General features: G+C 34.8%; 13 protein-coding genes. 7 read left to right on the top strand and 6 right to left on the bottom strand.

Translation table 11 applies throughout. The features are described 5' to 3' along the window. Nucleotides 1-15: 15 nt before the first annotated feature. Nucleotides 16-1,059, bottom strand: coding sequence for a transglutaminase domain-containing protein (locus GQR60_RS07950; RefSeq protein ID WP_124992424.1), 1,044 nt, complete (start codon nt 1,057-1,059; stop codon nt 16-18). Nucleotides 1,060-1,238: 179 nt separating this feature from the next. Between GQR60_RS07950 and ychF the strand changes: the two genes are divergently transcribed. From ychF to GQR60_RS07930, 4 genes are all read left to right on the top strand, one after another. Beyond that, nucleotides 1,239-2,339, top strand: coding sequence for a redox-regulated ATPase YchF (gene ychF / locus GQR60_RS07945; RefSeq protein WP_124992423.1), 1,101 nt, complete (start codon nt 1,239-1,241; stop codon nt 2,337-2,339). A 164-nt stretch (nt 2,340-2,503) separates the two neighbouring features. Further along, complete coding sequence (crcB, locus tag GQR60_RS07940; RefSeq protein WP_124992422.1) at nt 2,504-2,881, top strand: fluoride efflux transporter CrcB; 378 nt, start codon at nt 2,504-2,506, stop codon at nt 2,879-2,881. A 12-nt stretch (nt 2,882-2,893) separates the two neighbouring features. Next, nucleotides 2,894-3,244, top strand: a complete 351-nt coding sequence (locus GQR60_RS07935; RefSeq protein WP_101308192.1) for a DUF190 domain-containing protein — start codon at nt 2,894-2,896, stop codon at nt 3,242-3,244. Between the two features lie 122 nt (nt 3,245-3,366). Further along, nucleotides 3,367-4,992: an alkaline phosphatase family protein gene (locus tag GQR60_RS07930; RefSeq protein ID WP_124992421.1), complete on the top strand. Its 1,626-nt coding sequence runs from the start codon at nt 3,367-3,369 to the stop codon at nt 4,990-4,992. 41 nt (nt 4,993-5,033) lie between these two features. Here the strand turns inward: GQR60_RS07930 and GQR60_RS07925 are convergent, their stop codons facing one another. The 5 genes from GQR60_RS07925 to mutY all read right to left on the bottom strand — a co-directional run bounded on the left by GQR60_RS07925 (nt 5,034) and on the right by mutY (nt 9,242). Further along, complete coding sequence (locus GQR60_RS07925) at nt 5,034-5,678, bottom strand: 4'-phosphopantetheinyl transferase family protein (RefSeq protein WP_124992420.1); 645 nt, start codon at nt 5,676-5,678, stop codon at nt 5,034-5,036. A 16-nt stretch (nt 5,679-5,694) separates the two neighbouring features. Further along, on the bottom strand, nt 5,695-6,276 hold the full coding sequence (gene gldD, locus GQR60_RS07920) for a gliding motility lipoprotein GldD (RefSeq protein ID WP_124992419.1): 582 nt from the start codon (nt 6,274-6,276) through the stop codon (nt 5,695-5,697). 60 nt (nt 6,277-6,336) lie between these two features. After that, nucleotides 6,337-7,575: a gliding motility-associated protein GldE gene (gldE, locus tag GQR60_RS07915; protein WP_124992418.1), complete on the bottom strand. Its 1,239-nt coding sequence runs from the start codon at nt 7,573-7,575 to the stop codon at nt 6,337-6,339. A 124-nt stretch (nt 7,576-7,699) separates the two neighbouring features. Then, complete coding sequence (locus GQR60_RS07910; protein ID WP_124992417.1) at nt 7,700-8,125, bottom strand: single-stranded DNA-binding protein; 426 nt, start codon at nt 8,123-8,125, stop codon at nt 7,700-7,702. Nucleotides 8,126-8,189: 64 nt separating this feature from the next. Continuing rightward, on the bottom strand, nt 8,190-9,242 hold the full coding sequence (mutY, locus tag GQR60_RS07905) for an A/G-specific adenine glycosylase (RefSeq protein ID WP_124992416.1): 1,053 nt from the start codon (nt 9,240-9,242) through the stop codon (nt 8,190-8,192). Between the two features lie 151 nt (nt 9,243-9,393). On the opposite strand from mutY, the gene GQR60_RS07900 reads away from it, so the two are divergent. From GQR60_RS07900 to GQR60_RS07890, 3 genes are all read left to right on the top strand, one after another. Continuing rightward, a complete protein-coding gene (locus GQR60_RS07900) occupies nt 9,394-9,678 on the top strand; it encodes an HU family DNA-binding protein (RefSeq protein ID WP_101259605.1) in 285 nt (94 codons plus the stop codon). Between the two features lie 246 nt (nt 9,679-9,924). Further along, nucleotides 9,925-11,481, top strand: coding sequence for an Rne/Rng family ribonuclease (locus GQR60_RS07895; RefSeq protein ID WP_124992415.1), 1,557 nt, complete (start codon nt 9,925-9,927; stop codon nt 11,479-11,481). 120 nt (nt 11,482-11,601) lie between these two features. Continuing rightward, nucleotides 11,602-13,593, top strand: a complete 1,992-nt coding sequence (locus GQR60_RS07890; RefSeq protein ID WP_124992414.1) for a protein-disulfide reductase DsbD family protein — start codon at nt 11,602-11,604, stop codon at nt 13,591-13,593. The last annotated feature ends 214 nt before the right edge of the window (nt 13,594-13,807 follow it).

Below are 13,807 nucleotides of genomic sequence, written 5' to 3'. Positions count from 1 at the left end.
AAGGTTAAGATTTGCTTATTTGAGATGTTTAATATTCGGGCTTGCGGTATTTATAAGCCTGTCAACTTTCGATAGTTCATCTTTAATTTGCAACAGCATAATTTGTGAGGAGATATCAGAAGAGGATGTAAACAAATCAATTGCTAATTGCATTTTCCCTTTGGCTTTTATCAATCTAAAATAATTTAGAGTATCTATTTCACCATCGAAACTTATCATATTTCGGGCGTATCGATAATATTCGATAGCAAGATTGAATTTATTGTTTGGATTTGTTCTGTATATTTCCTGAGCAGTTTTCAATCTTTTCTTTGCGTCAGACAACAGTTTAAAATTTGATAAGGTGTCGGTATAGTTGTAATTGGCTGGGGCAGTTTTTAGATAGTTTTTTATTGATTCTTCTCCCGAATTGAATATTTGTAAGCTAATTGGAGTTTCTAAAAATTGCCACATTGGAATAATAGGTAAATGGCTTAGGATAAATTCTTCAGGAGAAACCATAAAATACTCGTTTGTTTTGCTCTTAATTCCAGAATGATAGAGTATTGCATTGGCCCAACTTAAATCAAAAAAACGCCATTCATTATTTATTTTAACAACATTCCACGAATGAGTAGCACGATCTTGCAGGGCTCCATTTTTAGTGATGTATCCTCCAATGCTATAGGATTCAAATCCGGAATAAGTGCAGAAAAATTCAAATAACTTAGAAAACCCTTCGCAAACCGCTTTCCTTTTCTGTAAAACACAAACCGGAGAAGAGCAATTGTTTGACCCCATATAAAACAACAGGTTCGGGTCGAATAGTAATTCTACCTGATCTTTATATTCTATATTAGAGATAATCCATAGGTAAAAAGCCCGGATTTTGTCCTCATCACTTTTTGCGGGAGCTGTTAAATAATCGTGCAATAAAACAATATTTTGGGATAAGCTGTCGGGTGTTTTTCTTACATGACGGTCAATACTTCCATATCTACCGAATGCTGGTTCCTGAGCCTGCACCAACCCAAGAGAAACCAATGTTAAAAAAATAAAGATTGCCAGTTTTTTATACATAGTAAAACGACCTATGCTTAAAGCTAATGAAAATATAGATAGCCTATTTACTGATTTTCATCCTTTAACATTTATTTAGGAGATAAAAGTATAAAATTGGCACAACGAAAATTAAAATGTACTTTTGCACAGATTTTTTAAAATTGAATAGTAGCAAATCATATAATATATAAATAGCCATGGCTTTACAGTGTGGAATTGTAGGATTACCAAATGTTGGAAAATCCACCTTATTTAATTGTTTGTCGAATGCAAAAGCACAATCGGCAAATTTTCCTTTTTGTACCATTGAACCTAATGTTGGTGTAATTACTATACCCGATGAACGTTTAATCAGATTAACTGAATTGGTAAATCCGCAAAGAGTTCAGCCTTCGGTAATGGAAATTGTTGATATTGCCGGTTTGGTAAAAGGAGCAAGTAAAGGAGAAGGTTTAGGAAATAAATTTCTTTCAAACATACGTGAGACGAATGCGATTATACATGTTTTACGATGTTTCGAAGATGACAATATTGTTCATGTTGATGGTTCTGTGAATCCTATCCGGGATAAAGAGACCATTGATATTGAATTGCAGTTGAAGGATTTGGAAACTGTTGAGGCAAGATTGCAAAAGGCGGCTAAATTGGCGAAAATTGGAAAAAATCCTGATGCGGTTCGTTTAACTGAGGTATTGGGAAGATATAAGGACGCTTTAGAACAAGGAAAGTCTGGCCGTGTGGTTGAATTGAGCGAGGCTGATGAGAAAGTATCAGGGGATCTTCACTTACTAACTACAAAACCTATTTTATACGTTTGTAATGTTGATGAAGCATCTGTAGTGAATGGCAATGTTCATGTTGATGCGGTTCGGGAAGCGGTTAAAGATGAAAATGCAGAGGTAATTGTTGTTGGTGCCGGTATCGAAGCTGATATTGCAGAACTGGAAACTTACGAAGAGAAACAAATGTTTTTGGAAGATTTAGGTCTAAAGGAACCAGGCGTTAATAAATTAATTAAAGCAGCATTTAGATTGCTTAATCTTGAAACTTATTTCACAGCAGGTGTAAAAGAGGTAAGATCATGGACCTATCCTAAAGGAGCGAAAGCACCTCAGGCAGCTGGTGTTATTCATACCGATTTTGAAAAAGGATTTATTCGTGCTGAGGTAATTAAGTTCGAAGATTTTTCAACTTTAGGGTCAGAAGCAGCTTGTAAGGAAGCTGGTAAAATGAATGTGGAAGGAAAAGAATATGTAGTTCAGGATGGTGATATTATGCACTTCCGATTCAACGTATAATTGAATTTTCTAATGATACATGAATGGCTGTTCAATTTGAACGGTCATTTTTTTTGCATTATTTATCTAAATCAAGATTAGTATCTTTGTCATCGGGAATGATTTTGAATTGCCCATTACTAATTACTAATTACTAATTATTCATTATATAATTTTATTATCGCATGTTTCGTACAGTTTTGTTGGTAGGAATAGGAGGGTTTTTAGGAAGTGTCTCTCGATTTTTGATAGGACAAGGTCTTCATCGTTATTTTGACACTATTTTTCCAATAGGAACCATGACGGTAAATATTGTAGGCAGCTTTATAATAGGAGTAATATATTCCATGGCAGAACGGGATAATTTGGTGAGTCCGGAAATGCGGATGTTTCTGGCTGTAGGGTTTTGCGGAGGTTTTACGACTTTTTCATCTTTTGCATTCGATAATCTTAATCTTTTAAAAGACAGTGGATTTTTGTATCTTTCAGTATATGTGGCCGGAAGTGTATTTCTGGGATTACTTGCAGTTTACTTTGGCACACAAATTCATAAATTATTCTAAACGTAAATTGATATGAAACTGAAAGGCAAGGCCAAGTTACTTCGCGTATTTGTTGGAGAAGCCGATCGGGTTTATCAAAGACCTCTTTATGAGGCAATTGTTTACGGTGCAAAAAGATATGGTTTGGCAGGAGCAACAGTTCACCGGGGAATCATGTCTTATGGCGCAAATTCACGAGTTCATTCTTCAAAAATATTTACTTTGTCAGATGATTTGCCAATCATTATAGAATTGGTTGATTCTGAAGAAAAGGTGAATGGCTACCTTCACATTCTTGAATTGCTAATTGAAAAATCGGGTGGAGGAGGAATGATTACGATGGAACAAGTTGACGTAATCAGATATCAGCCTCAGAAAAAATAATTGTTTTGATATTTGAATTTCCAAATGTTAAAGATCCTGTAATATCAAAATCTATTCCTGTTTAATTAATTCGAATCCATTATATTTGTGGCGAATAGTTAATAACCACAACGAGAATTATAATGAGTAAGAGATTCGGCACCCTATTGTTTGCATTACTAGTATTTACAATTCAATTTTCAATTGCACAAAATACACGAAAAATCCCATCAGAAAAACCAAAGCTTGTTGTAGGTATTGTTGTAGATCATTTACGTGCCGATTATTTTTTTCGTTATTCAAATTTGCTTGGAGATGGAGGATTCAAACGATTAATGAATCAGGGAACCTATTGCAAAAACGCTAAATTTAGTTATTTGTATTCTCAAACAGGACCCGATCATGCCTCCATATTTACAGGTACACCGCCAGCTTTTCATGGAATTATTTCTAACGGATGGTACAATCGGTTATCGGGAGAACTTGAATTGGCGAAAGAAGATTCAGAAACCAAACTTGTGGGAATAGAATCCGAAGAGAAGGGGATTTCGCCAAAAAAGATGCTGGCATCAACATTAGGAGACGAAATTAAGTTGTTCAACTCTCGTTCGAGAGTGGTTGGTGTGGCTTTAAACTGTGAATCAGCTTTGTTTTCTGCCGGTCATGCTGCTGACGGAGCTTATTGGATGGATGATCTTTCAGGGAAATTTATAACATCATCGTATTATCAGGACACCTTATACAATTGGGTAAAGGAATTTAATGAGAAAAAGTTTGCTGATTTTTATCTAAATCGTGTTTGGACACCTTTTAATGATGGAAATGCACCGAGTGTGTCTGATAAATTACTTGGGAAAGTTGGTTTGAATAATCAGTTTTTCTACGATTTGAATAAGGAGAAGAGAGAGCACGGATACAAGGCGATTAAAAAGACACCTTTTGGGAACATGTTGGTAAAGGATTTTGCAATATCTGCTATTATTAACGAGAATTTGGGTAAGGATGACGATGCTGATTTTTTATCTGTTACCTTTTCCTGTTTGGACGAGAAACATAGAGACTTGTCTCCTTTTGCTCCCGAAATGATTGATAATTTTATCAGATTAGATCAGGAATTGGAACATTTCCTTTCGTTTTTAGATGAGCAGATTGGACTGGAGAATGTATTGGTGTTTGTAACTGCCGATCAATCTGCTAATTATACGCCTGAGAATCTTTCAGAACAAAATATTCCGAACGGCTACTTTAGTACTTACAATGCAATTGCTTTATTAAAATCGTATTTCAATATATTATATGGAAATGGAGAATGGGTTTTAGGCTACGATTCGCAACAGGTTTATTTGAATCATCAGCTGATTGAAGATTCGAAACTGTCAATTATTGACCTGCAAACAAAGGCTGCAGAATTTTTAATTCAGTTTACAGGAGTGGCAACTACTACTACTGCGAATAGTTTGGTGAAATCGAATTATACACATGGAATATTGCAAAAAGTGCAACGCTCTTTCAATCAAAAACGTTCGGGAGATGTAATGCTTACTTTGGAGCAAGGATGGATGCATAAAATAAAAGATGAACGTGATGAAATAGCGCAATATTCATATACCAATCAGGTTCCTTTATTTTGGTACGGATGGAAAATTAAGCGGTCGGTAATTTCACGATCAGTTTATATTGAGGATATTGTTCCTACCGTTTCAAGTTTCTTAAATATTTCGATTCCTTCCGGATGTGATGGAAATCCGATTGAAGAGCTGGTGAATTAAAATTTTTCTTAATGGATATTAAGCCAGTAGCAATTGACGATTCAATAACTATTGGCTTTTTTTATGGAATAAACCAGTAAATGGTTATCGAACTGCAGATATTGAAATGTGTAGGTTTCGGAAAAATCGGCTCTGCAAACCTTACCTGAGAAAGTAGAGTCGCCCGGAGAAAAAGGGTCAATCTTTAATTCATCAATTAAATGAACATCTTTTTTCCCATACATTTTAATTAAACACTCCTTGGCACACCAATGCTGATAAAGATGTAAGATCTTATTTTCTTCTTCAATATTATCTAATTCGGCTTCAGAAAGGAACCGGCTGGCAATTCTATTTACCCGATCCGATAAATATTCCATATCCAATGCAACAGAATGCTTGTCTCCAATTAGAATTCCAACGTATGATTTCGTATGAGAAATACTAATATTCAAGTCTGAGTTGATAAGATGAGGCTTGCCGTGCTCATCATTTTCAATCTGAATATTTTCCCCTAAGCTCAATTGCAGCAGGCAGCGTGTTGCTGCAAATTCAATTTTACGGGATTGGCTCCCGAACGAGTTCAGTTTTTCTGTTTCGCCAGGTGTTAAGTTTACAATCTGCAGCAGTTCTTCTAAAGATTCAGTGGTTTTCCAAACAATTAGTCTGCAGAAATTATTAATTTGTATTTGATTGCAAATTGGCATGAATTACAATATTAGCTTATTTCCACTTTAGACTTTCCATCAGGCGAACAATGTCTTTGTCGATGAATTGGATAACCGGCGCCAAAGAATCTTGATTAGGATGTTCCCGAAAATACAAAGCACCTCTTAAAAAATGATTTGTACTATCTGTTGCAACAAACTGAACCGATGATGCAGCATTGCCCTTAATCCTATAGATCATACCATATACCTTTTCTTTATCATTAATATAGATTTGCTCGGCAATAGCATCTGCCATAATGGAGTGTTTGTATGCCATTTTCCTAGAATCTTCAAGATATTCTTCCAGATTGTTATCAACATTTTTATAACTAAGGTGAATGGTTGCATGGTATTCGGGATATTGAATGTTGATCCAATATTTTTCAGCTCCTTTACTTGGATCCTCTTCAATTTTAGCCATTGATAAAAGATCGAAACTGTATGGAAAATCTGAATCCCAATTCTGATATTCCTTTGATGGAAAATCAATTCGGAAATATGCTTTTGGTTTGGGAGTATATTTCTTTTTACACGAAATAGGGACCAAAACGACAAGAATAAAAAGAAAGGGTGAAAGAATTCGATACAATTTCATAAGTTGCAGATGTAGATGCAAATGTTGGTTAAGAACATTTGTTTGTTTAATGACACGAAATTACTTTTTCGCCGGGAGTTTTGGTAGTATAAAACGAATTTTTTTGATTCGGCGGTTATCAACAGCTTCCACAATAAAGCGATAGTGTTTGTATTTGAATTCTTCTTTTTTCTGTGGAATCTCACCTTTTATTTCAAGAAGTAAGCCAGCTAAAGTTTCAGCATCACCTTTTACCTTATCGAAAATATCCGATTCAATATCTACAATTTTAAAGAAATCGTTTAGCGATGTTTTTCCTTCAAATAAGTAGGAACCATCCTCTTCCTTGGTAAAAGTAGCTTTACTGTCATCCGACTCATCGGTAATATCCCCAACTATTTCTTCAATAATATCTTCCATGGTAATGATTCCTGAAGTACCTCCATACTCATCAACAACAACCGCCATATGGTTTTTCTGAGTTTGAAATTCTTCCAGTAAATCATTTATTTTTTTTGTCTGTGGCACATAGTAGGGTGGGCGGATAATAGATTGCCAACGAAATGTATTTGGTTTATGATGATGAGGAAGCAAATCTTTCACATACAATATTCCTTTTACATTGTCAAAGCTCTTATCAAAAACAGGAATTCGTGAAAAACCTGATTCAATAATTACTGATTTTAATTTACTAAAGCTCGTTCTAACGTCTACGGCTACTGCATCCATTCGGGATATCATTATTTCTTCAACATTAATATTGCCAAAGTTTACAATTCCTTCCAAAATTTCCATTTCTTCAGATATTTCATCGGCAGTTAATTCCAATGCCTGAGAAAGATCTACCATCGAGATGTTCTGTTTTTTAGAAATACGATTGTTGACGATAGATGTTGATTTAATAAGTACGATAGAAAGAGGTTGAAATGCTTTTTCTAAAAAGAATAACGGATAAGCAACAAATTTTGAAAAGTTCAAAGAGGTTTGTGCCGCATATACTTTGGGGATTATTTCACCAAAAAGTAAAAGTAAGAATGTAATGATCACTACCTGAACCACAAAGCCCAGCGTTGGAGCATTTGAAAAATCGACCAGAGAATTAGTGATAAAGCTGGATAAGATTACAATTCCAATGTTTACAAAATTATTGCCAATTAGGATCGTCGCCAGTAATCTTTCAGGTTGGCTTAATAATTTTAAAAGCTTTTTGTTTTTTGGATTATCCTCGGCTTCCAAATCATTAATGTTTTGTGGAGAAAGTGAAAATAAAGCCACTTCTGATCCTGAAATCACCGCAGAACAAAACAAAAGAAGTACCATTATAAGCAAACTTATAACGGTACTTATATTTATAGAATAAAAAGCAATATCAATATTGCTTAAAAAAAGTTTAGTAAATTCTTCAGTTTCCAATTTTGTATGAAATTAGTTTTAAATAGGATGCCTAAAATGGAAGATCATCCGTTTCTTCTGCGTCAGATGAGTCAGAAGTAGTTTGTTGCGCGACTTCAGGACTTCCTTGTGGTTCAGAGCTGTTTTCTGCTTTACGGCCTAACATTTGCATAGTGGTTCCAAAAATTTCAGTAGTATATCTTTTTACACCGTCTTTGTCTTCCCAGTTACGTGTTCTAAGTTGTCCTTCAACGTAAATCTGCATTCCTTTTTTAACGTAAGTTTCTGCAATTTCAGCCAGTTTACGCCACAATACAATATTGTGCCATTCTGTTTGGGTCACTTTTTCGCCACTTTTATTGTTGTACGTTTCGCTGGTTGCAAGTGAAAAGTTACAAACGGCTACACCATTGTCAAGATATTTCACTTCCGGATCTTTACCAACATTTCCAACAAGAATTACTTTGTTTACTGACATATTTTGATTTTTTTAATTTAACAATAGTTTAAAGATACAAACTTATTATAAGATCATAATGTTATTATGGGTTATTTTTATTCATTATATTTAAATGATCTTCAATTAGTTTCGGGAACGGGTATTCCGATATGTCGGAATGATTAATAATTATATATCCATATTTCATTTTATCGATATCCATTTCGATGTGAATGAATTTTGTGTGCAGGTTTTGATGGCTTAATTTATGAATCACATTTTCGGATACCGAATGAATCACTAATTCATTGTTTCCAAATAACTCTTTCCATTCAGAAGTTTGTAACAATTCATTCGTTGAAATAGGTTTATCGTATTCAATCAAAGGATATTGGAACAAGTTCTCCCAAATGTCTTTTTTCTTTCTTTTTTCGATTAAAAACCGACTTTTACAAGATAGAAACAAATAGTAAAAATATCGATTTTTAGTCTTAATTTGTTTCGATTTAACGGGGAATTGATCAACTTGTGCATTATTGCGGGCAAAGCAATTTGCGAGGAGTGGACAAATATCACATTTAGGATTGCGGGGAATGCATTGAAGAGCTCCAAATTCAATAATTGCCTGATTGTAGATCTCAGGTATGGCATTTCCCATTGTTTGGCTTGCTATTGCTTGAAAGTATTTTTTCCCTTCGGTACTGTCAATTGCTTTGTTAATGCCATATAGTCTTGACAAAACCCTATAAACGTTTCCTTCAACTGCGGCATGTGGCAGATTGAAGGCAAATGAAGCAATCGCCGCAGCAGTATACGTGCCAATACCTTTTAATTTAAGAATCTCTTTGTAAGAGTCTGGAAAAACACCATTATATTCTAATTGAATAGTTTTTGCAGCAGTATGTAAATTTCGGGCCCGGGAATAATAGCCCAATCCCTGCCATAGTTTTAATACTTCCTGCTCCTCTGCCTTAGCTAAATCGGAAATTGTTGGAAATTGTTCCAAAAAGCGATTAAAATAATCAATAGCTGAGGCTACTCTGGTCTGTTGAAGCATGATTTCTGATATCCATATTTGATACGGATCTTTTGTTTCCCGCCATGGTAAGTCGCGTTTGTTTTGCAAATACCAGCTTATGATTTGGTTACTAAGCATCTTGAAAATATTTGTCCTGATTTATTTTTTTTCAAATTTGGGTAAAAATAATTGTTTTCGATTTCATTAATAGCTAGAAATCATATATATTTGCATTCTGATTTGAGAAAATGATGATGTAAATAATTGATAATTAAAGATTTTTTAAGAGATGACTAAAGCAGATATTGTTAACGAGATTTCTAAAAACACAGGAATTGAGAAAATTACAGTACAAAAAACTGTTGAAGCTTTCATGGATACTATCAAAGGTTCTTTGGTAAAAGGCAAAAATGTGTATTTAAGAGGTTTTGGGAGTTTTATCGTTAAGAAAAGAGCAGAGAAAACTGCAAGAAACATTTCTAAAAACACAACAATTATTATTGCTGAGCACTTTATACCAGCTTTTAAACCAGCTAAAACATTCGTTAGTAAAGTTAAAACTAACGTAAAGTAGTCTTAGATTGTAATTAATTAAAAATATTGAAGATATGCCAAGCGGAAAAAAAAGAAAGAGACATAAAATGGCTACGCACAAGCGTAAGAAAAGATTAAGAAAAAACCGTCATAAGAAGAAGAAATAGATTCTTTTGAATTGATTGTTTGTAGTAACAAAATAAATAAACCTAAAGAACTTTTTAGTACTTTAGGTTTATCTATTTGTAAGAACTGATTATCTTTATTAAAAATAAGAAAAAAAGTAGTGAGTAACGAGCTTGTAATTGATGTAACCCCTAATGAAATTGTAATTGCTTTACTGAGCAATAAGCAACTGATTGAGTTAACCAGAGAGAAAAGTAATCTTCAGTTTGCTGTAGGTGATATTTATCTGGGAAAAGTGAAAAAGATAATGCCGGGTCTTAATGCTGCATTTATTGATGTAGGATATGAGAAGGATGCTTTTTTACACTATTTGGATTTAGGTCATCAATTTAGATCTCTAAGTAAGTTCCTGCAACAGGCTTTAGCACGAAATGGTCGTAACCTTTCCATCTCTAAAATGAAATTAGAGGCGGATATCGACAAAAATGGAAAAATATCTGAGATTTTAAAGTCGGGTCAGCATATACTTGTTCAGGTTGCAAAAGAACCAATTTCGACAAAAGGCCCTAGATTGTGTTCTGAAATTTCTATTGCCGGAAGAAATCTGGTATTAATGCCTTTCTCAGATAAAGTTTCCATTTCTCAAAAGATTAGCTCTGCCGAGGAGAAACTCCGACTGAAAAAACTCCTTCAAAGTATCAAGCCTAAGAATTATGGTGTAATTGTTCGTACGGTTGCTGAGGGGAAAAGAGTAGCTGTTCTTGATCAGGAATTAAGATCTCTTGTAGAGAAATGGGAGTCTGGTTTTGAGCATATTAGAGATGTGAATCCACCTAAATTAGTGTTGGGGGAAATGGATAGAACATCGGCTATTTTGCGTGATATTCTGAATTCTTCGTTCGAGAATATCTATATTAATGATGCCAACGCAGCAAAAGATATTAAAAACTACATTGAAAGCATTGCTCCCGAGAAATCTAAAATTGTAAAGCATATTACTGGTGATGTGCCAATTTTCGATCAACTTGGTATCGATAAACAAATTAAATCTTCTTTTGGGAAAACTGTTTCCTTCAAAAATGGTGCTTATTTAATTATTGAGCATACAGAAGCTTTTCATGTTGTTGATGTAAATAGTGGAAATCGTTCCAAAGCAGGAAACGATCAGGAGTCAAACGCAGTAGAAGTAAATTTAGCTGCAGCTGAGGAGATTGCCCGCCAACTTCGCCTGCGCGATATGGGAGGAATTATTGTCGTTGATTTTATTGATATGCATTCTGCCGAAAACCGACAGAAAGTTTTCGAGAAAATGAAAGAAATAATGGGGCTTGACCATACGAAACACAACATTTTACCATTGAGTAAATTTGGTTTAATGCAGATTACCCGCCAACGTGTTCGTCCTGAAATGAATGTTGAAATTCAAGAAGTGTGTCCAACTTGTTTAGGATCAGGGAAAATAACTCCTGCAGTTCTGCTTACCGATCAGATAGAACAGAGTCTTAAGCGACTGGTTGATGAGCAAAATGACAAGAAGTTTACATTAAAAGTACATCCTTTTGTTGCAGCATACATCAACAAAGGAATTTGGAATACATTGCGTAGAAAATGGCAATCTGAATTTGGAATAAAGCTTTCTGTTCGTGAAATTCCTTCTTACGATATGTTGGTTTATAAATTCTTCGATAAAAACAATCAGGAAATTGAGATGTTGTAATTAAGTTTTCAAAATTCCTGATTTGAGGGTTTTCGAAACTTTGTTATCATTTTGTTAAAGGCTTTGTTAAGGTGCTTTATAATATTAATTTTATGCGTTAAAGCATTTAAATTATAGCACATGAAACAAAAACTTCTTATTTTATTCCTTGGAGTTTTCCTTAACAGCCTCATCTCCGTTCAAGCACAAATTCGAGAAACGGTATCCTGGGATTTTTCAACAGAAAAAGTTAGCAACAACGAAGTTAACTTGGTTTTTACAGCCAAAATAGCCAACGAATGGCATCTTTATTCCCAACATTTCCCGGATGGTGGTCCAATTCGGTTCAGTGCAACTTTTGCAGAATCGGATAATTATGAATTAATTGGAGATTTGGAAGAGATCACCAAGCCAAAATCAGAGTACGATGATATTTTTGAAATGGATATTCAGTATTTTGTTGGTGAGGCAATTCTAAAGCAAAAAATAAAATTACTGTCCGAATCAGCATTTTCAGTAAATGGGGAAATGGAATATCAAACTTGCCGCGAAGGCGAGTGCGTGATGTTTACACCCGATTTTGAATTCAAACTGAATGCCGGTAAAACTTCTTCAGCAGTTGAGTCAACTCCTAAAGTGAAAGAGAAAATAAATCCGATGAAGAATCCTCGAAAGGAGTATACTTCATTGTGGTCTTTGTTCTTTATTTCATTTTCTTTTGGATTAATAGCTCTTCTTACACCATGTGTGTTTCCAATGATACCCATGACGGTTTCTTTCTTTATGCACAGTTCAGAAAACAGACGAAAAGCAATTTTTAATGCCGTTGTTTATGGAGTTTCAATCATTGGTATTTACACTATTATAGGAACCATTGTAGCGGTAACTTTAGGACCAAGTTTTGCCAACTGGCTAAGTACTCATTGGATTCCGAACATCCTGTTCTTCATAATATTCTTGTTCTTTGCGTTTTCATTTTTTGGAATGTTTGAGATCACGATGCCAAGTTGGATTGTAAATAAGTCGGTAGCAAATGAAGATAAAGGTGGTATAGCAGGTTCATTTTTTATGGCATTTACATTGGTATTGGTTTCATTTTCGTGTACCGGGCCTATTGTTGGATCAATTTTGGTTCAATCGGCAGGAGGGGAGGTTTTGGAACCAATTGTAGGAATGTTCGGTTTCTCTCTTGCTTTTGCCTTACCATTTACGCTGTTTGCTATATTCCCGTCGTGGTTGAATAATCTGCCAAAGTCGGGTGGTTGGCTTAATTCAGTAAAAGTTATCTTAGGATTTTTAGAGCTTGCATTGGGATTGAAATTTTTGAGTATTGCAGATCAGACTTATCATTGGGGATTGTTGGATCGTGAAATTTATTTGGGTATTTGGATTGTAATTTTCACATTGATGGGATTCTATTTACTGGGTAAATTGAAGTTTAGCCACGATAGTGATATTAAATTTGTATCTGTTCCACGTTTAATGCTGGCAATTGCCTCGTTTTCATTTGTTGTTTATATGATTCCCGGAATGTTTGGAGCTCCTTTAAAAGCGATTTCCGGTTATTTACCACCGCAAACAACTCAGGACTTCGATATTTCTGCAATTGTTCGCGATCAATCCGGGGCTAACAGTGTATCTGCTGCTATGGAGATTTGTGAAGCACCTAAGTATGCTGAGTATCTGCATTTGCCACATGGTTTAAAAGGATATTTCGATTTTGAACAAGGATTAGCTTGTGCAAAAGAGCAGAACAAACCTATTTTTATTGATTTTACGGGGCACGGATGTGTAAATTGTCGTGAGATGGAAGCCAATGTTTGGTCGGATCCGCGGGTGCAGAAAATATTAAGAGAAGATTATGTGATTATTGCCTTGTATGTTGATGACAAGCAGGCATTGCCGGAATCTGATTGGATTACTTCAACTTACGATGGAAAAGTGAAAAAGACCTTAGGTAAGAAATATGCCGATTTTCAAATTACACGATTTGGAGTAAATGCACAACCTTATTATGTGCTTTTGGATAAAGCGGAGGAGACTTTGGTTGAACCAAGAGCTTATGATTTAAATGCAGATGCATTTGTTGAATTTCTTGAAAACGGAAAAAAAGAGTTTAAGAATAGACAATAGAAATTACAGCATAGTTGTAACAGGTCGGGATGAATAATCATTCCGGCCTTTTTTTGTTTAGGCGTAGTTTGTTAAGAGTTGCTTAATATTTATATTCATTATAGAGAGTTTGATGTGATTTGAATGAAAAGAATGCCTATTTTTAAAAGTTTGCCTTTTGAAAAAACAAAAATTAGGCAAGCCGCATTAATCTAAAGAAATTTAAATAAAACGT

The organism is Labilibaculum euxinicum (assembly GCF_009795715.1).
In the GTDB taxonomy this organism is placed as follows: Bacteria; Bacteroidota; Bacteroidia; order Bacteroidales; family Marinifilaceae; genus Labilibaculum; species Labilibaculum euxinus.
This window is presented reverse-complemented; position numbering and strand designations above follow the sequence as displayed.

Excerpts from the sequence above, each read along its gene's own strand:
- gldE (WP_124992418.1), bottom strand. The coding sequence starts at position 7,575 with ATGGTACTTCTTTTGTTTTGTTCTGCGGTGATTTCAGGATCAGAAGTG.
- GQR60_RS07910 (WP_124992417.1), bottom strand. The coding sequence starts at position 8,125 with ATGTCAGTAAACAAAGTAATTCTTGTTGGAAATGTTGGTAAAGATCCG.
- GQR60_RS07935 (WP_101308192.1), top strand. The coding sequence starts at position 2,894 with ATGAAACTGAAAGGCAAGGCCAAGTTACTTCGCGTATTTGTTGGAGAA.
- GQR60_RS07930 (WP_124992421.1), top strand. The coding sequence starts at position 3,367 with ATGAGTAAGAGATTCGGCACCCTATTGTTTGCATTACTAGTATTTACA.
- mutY (WP_124992416.1), bottom strand. The coding sequence starts at position 9,242 with ATGCTTAGTAACCAAATCATAAGCTGGTATTTGCAAAACAAACGCGAC.
- ychF (WP_124992423.1), top strand. The coding sequence starts at position 1,239 with ATGGCTTTACAGTGTGGAATTGTAGGATTACCAAATGTTGGAAAATCC.
- GQR60_RS07950 (WP_124992424.1), bottom strand. The coding sequence starts at position 1,059 with ATGTATAAAAAACTGGCAATCTTTATTTTTTTAACATTGGTTTCTCTT.
- GQR60_RS07900 (WP_101259605.1), top strand. The coding sequence starts at position 9,394 with ATGACTAAAGCAGATATTGTTAACGAGATTTCTAAAAACACAGGAATT.
- gldD (WP_124992419.1), bottom strand. The coding sequence starts at position 6,276 with ATGAAATTGTATCGAATTCTTTCACCCTTTCTTTTTATTCTTGTCGTT.
- crcB (WP_124992422.1), top strand. The coding sequence starts at position 2,504 with ATGTTTCGTACAGTTTTGTTGGTAGGAATAGGAGGGTTTTTAGGAAGT.
- GQR60_RS07925 (WP_124992420.1), bottom strand. The coding sequence starts at position 5,678 with ATGCCAATTTGCAATCAAATACAAATTAATAATTTCTGCAGACTAATT.
- GQR60_RS07890 (WP_124992414.1), top strand. The coding sequence starts at position 11,602 with ATGAAACAAAAACTTCTTATTTTATTCCTTGGAGTTTTCCTTAACAGC.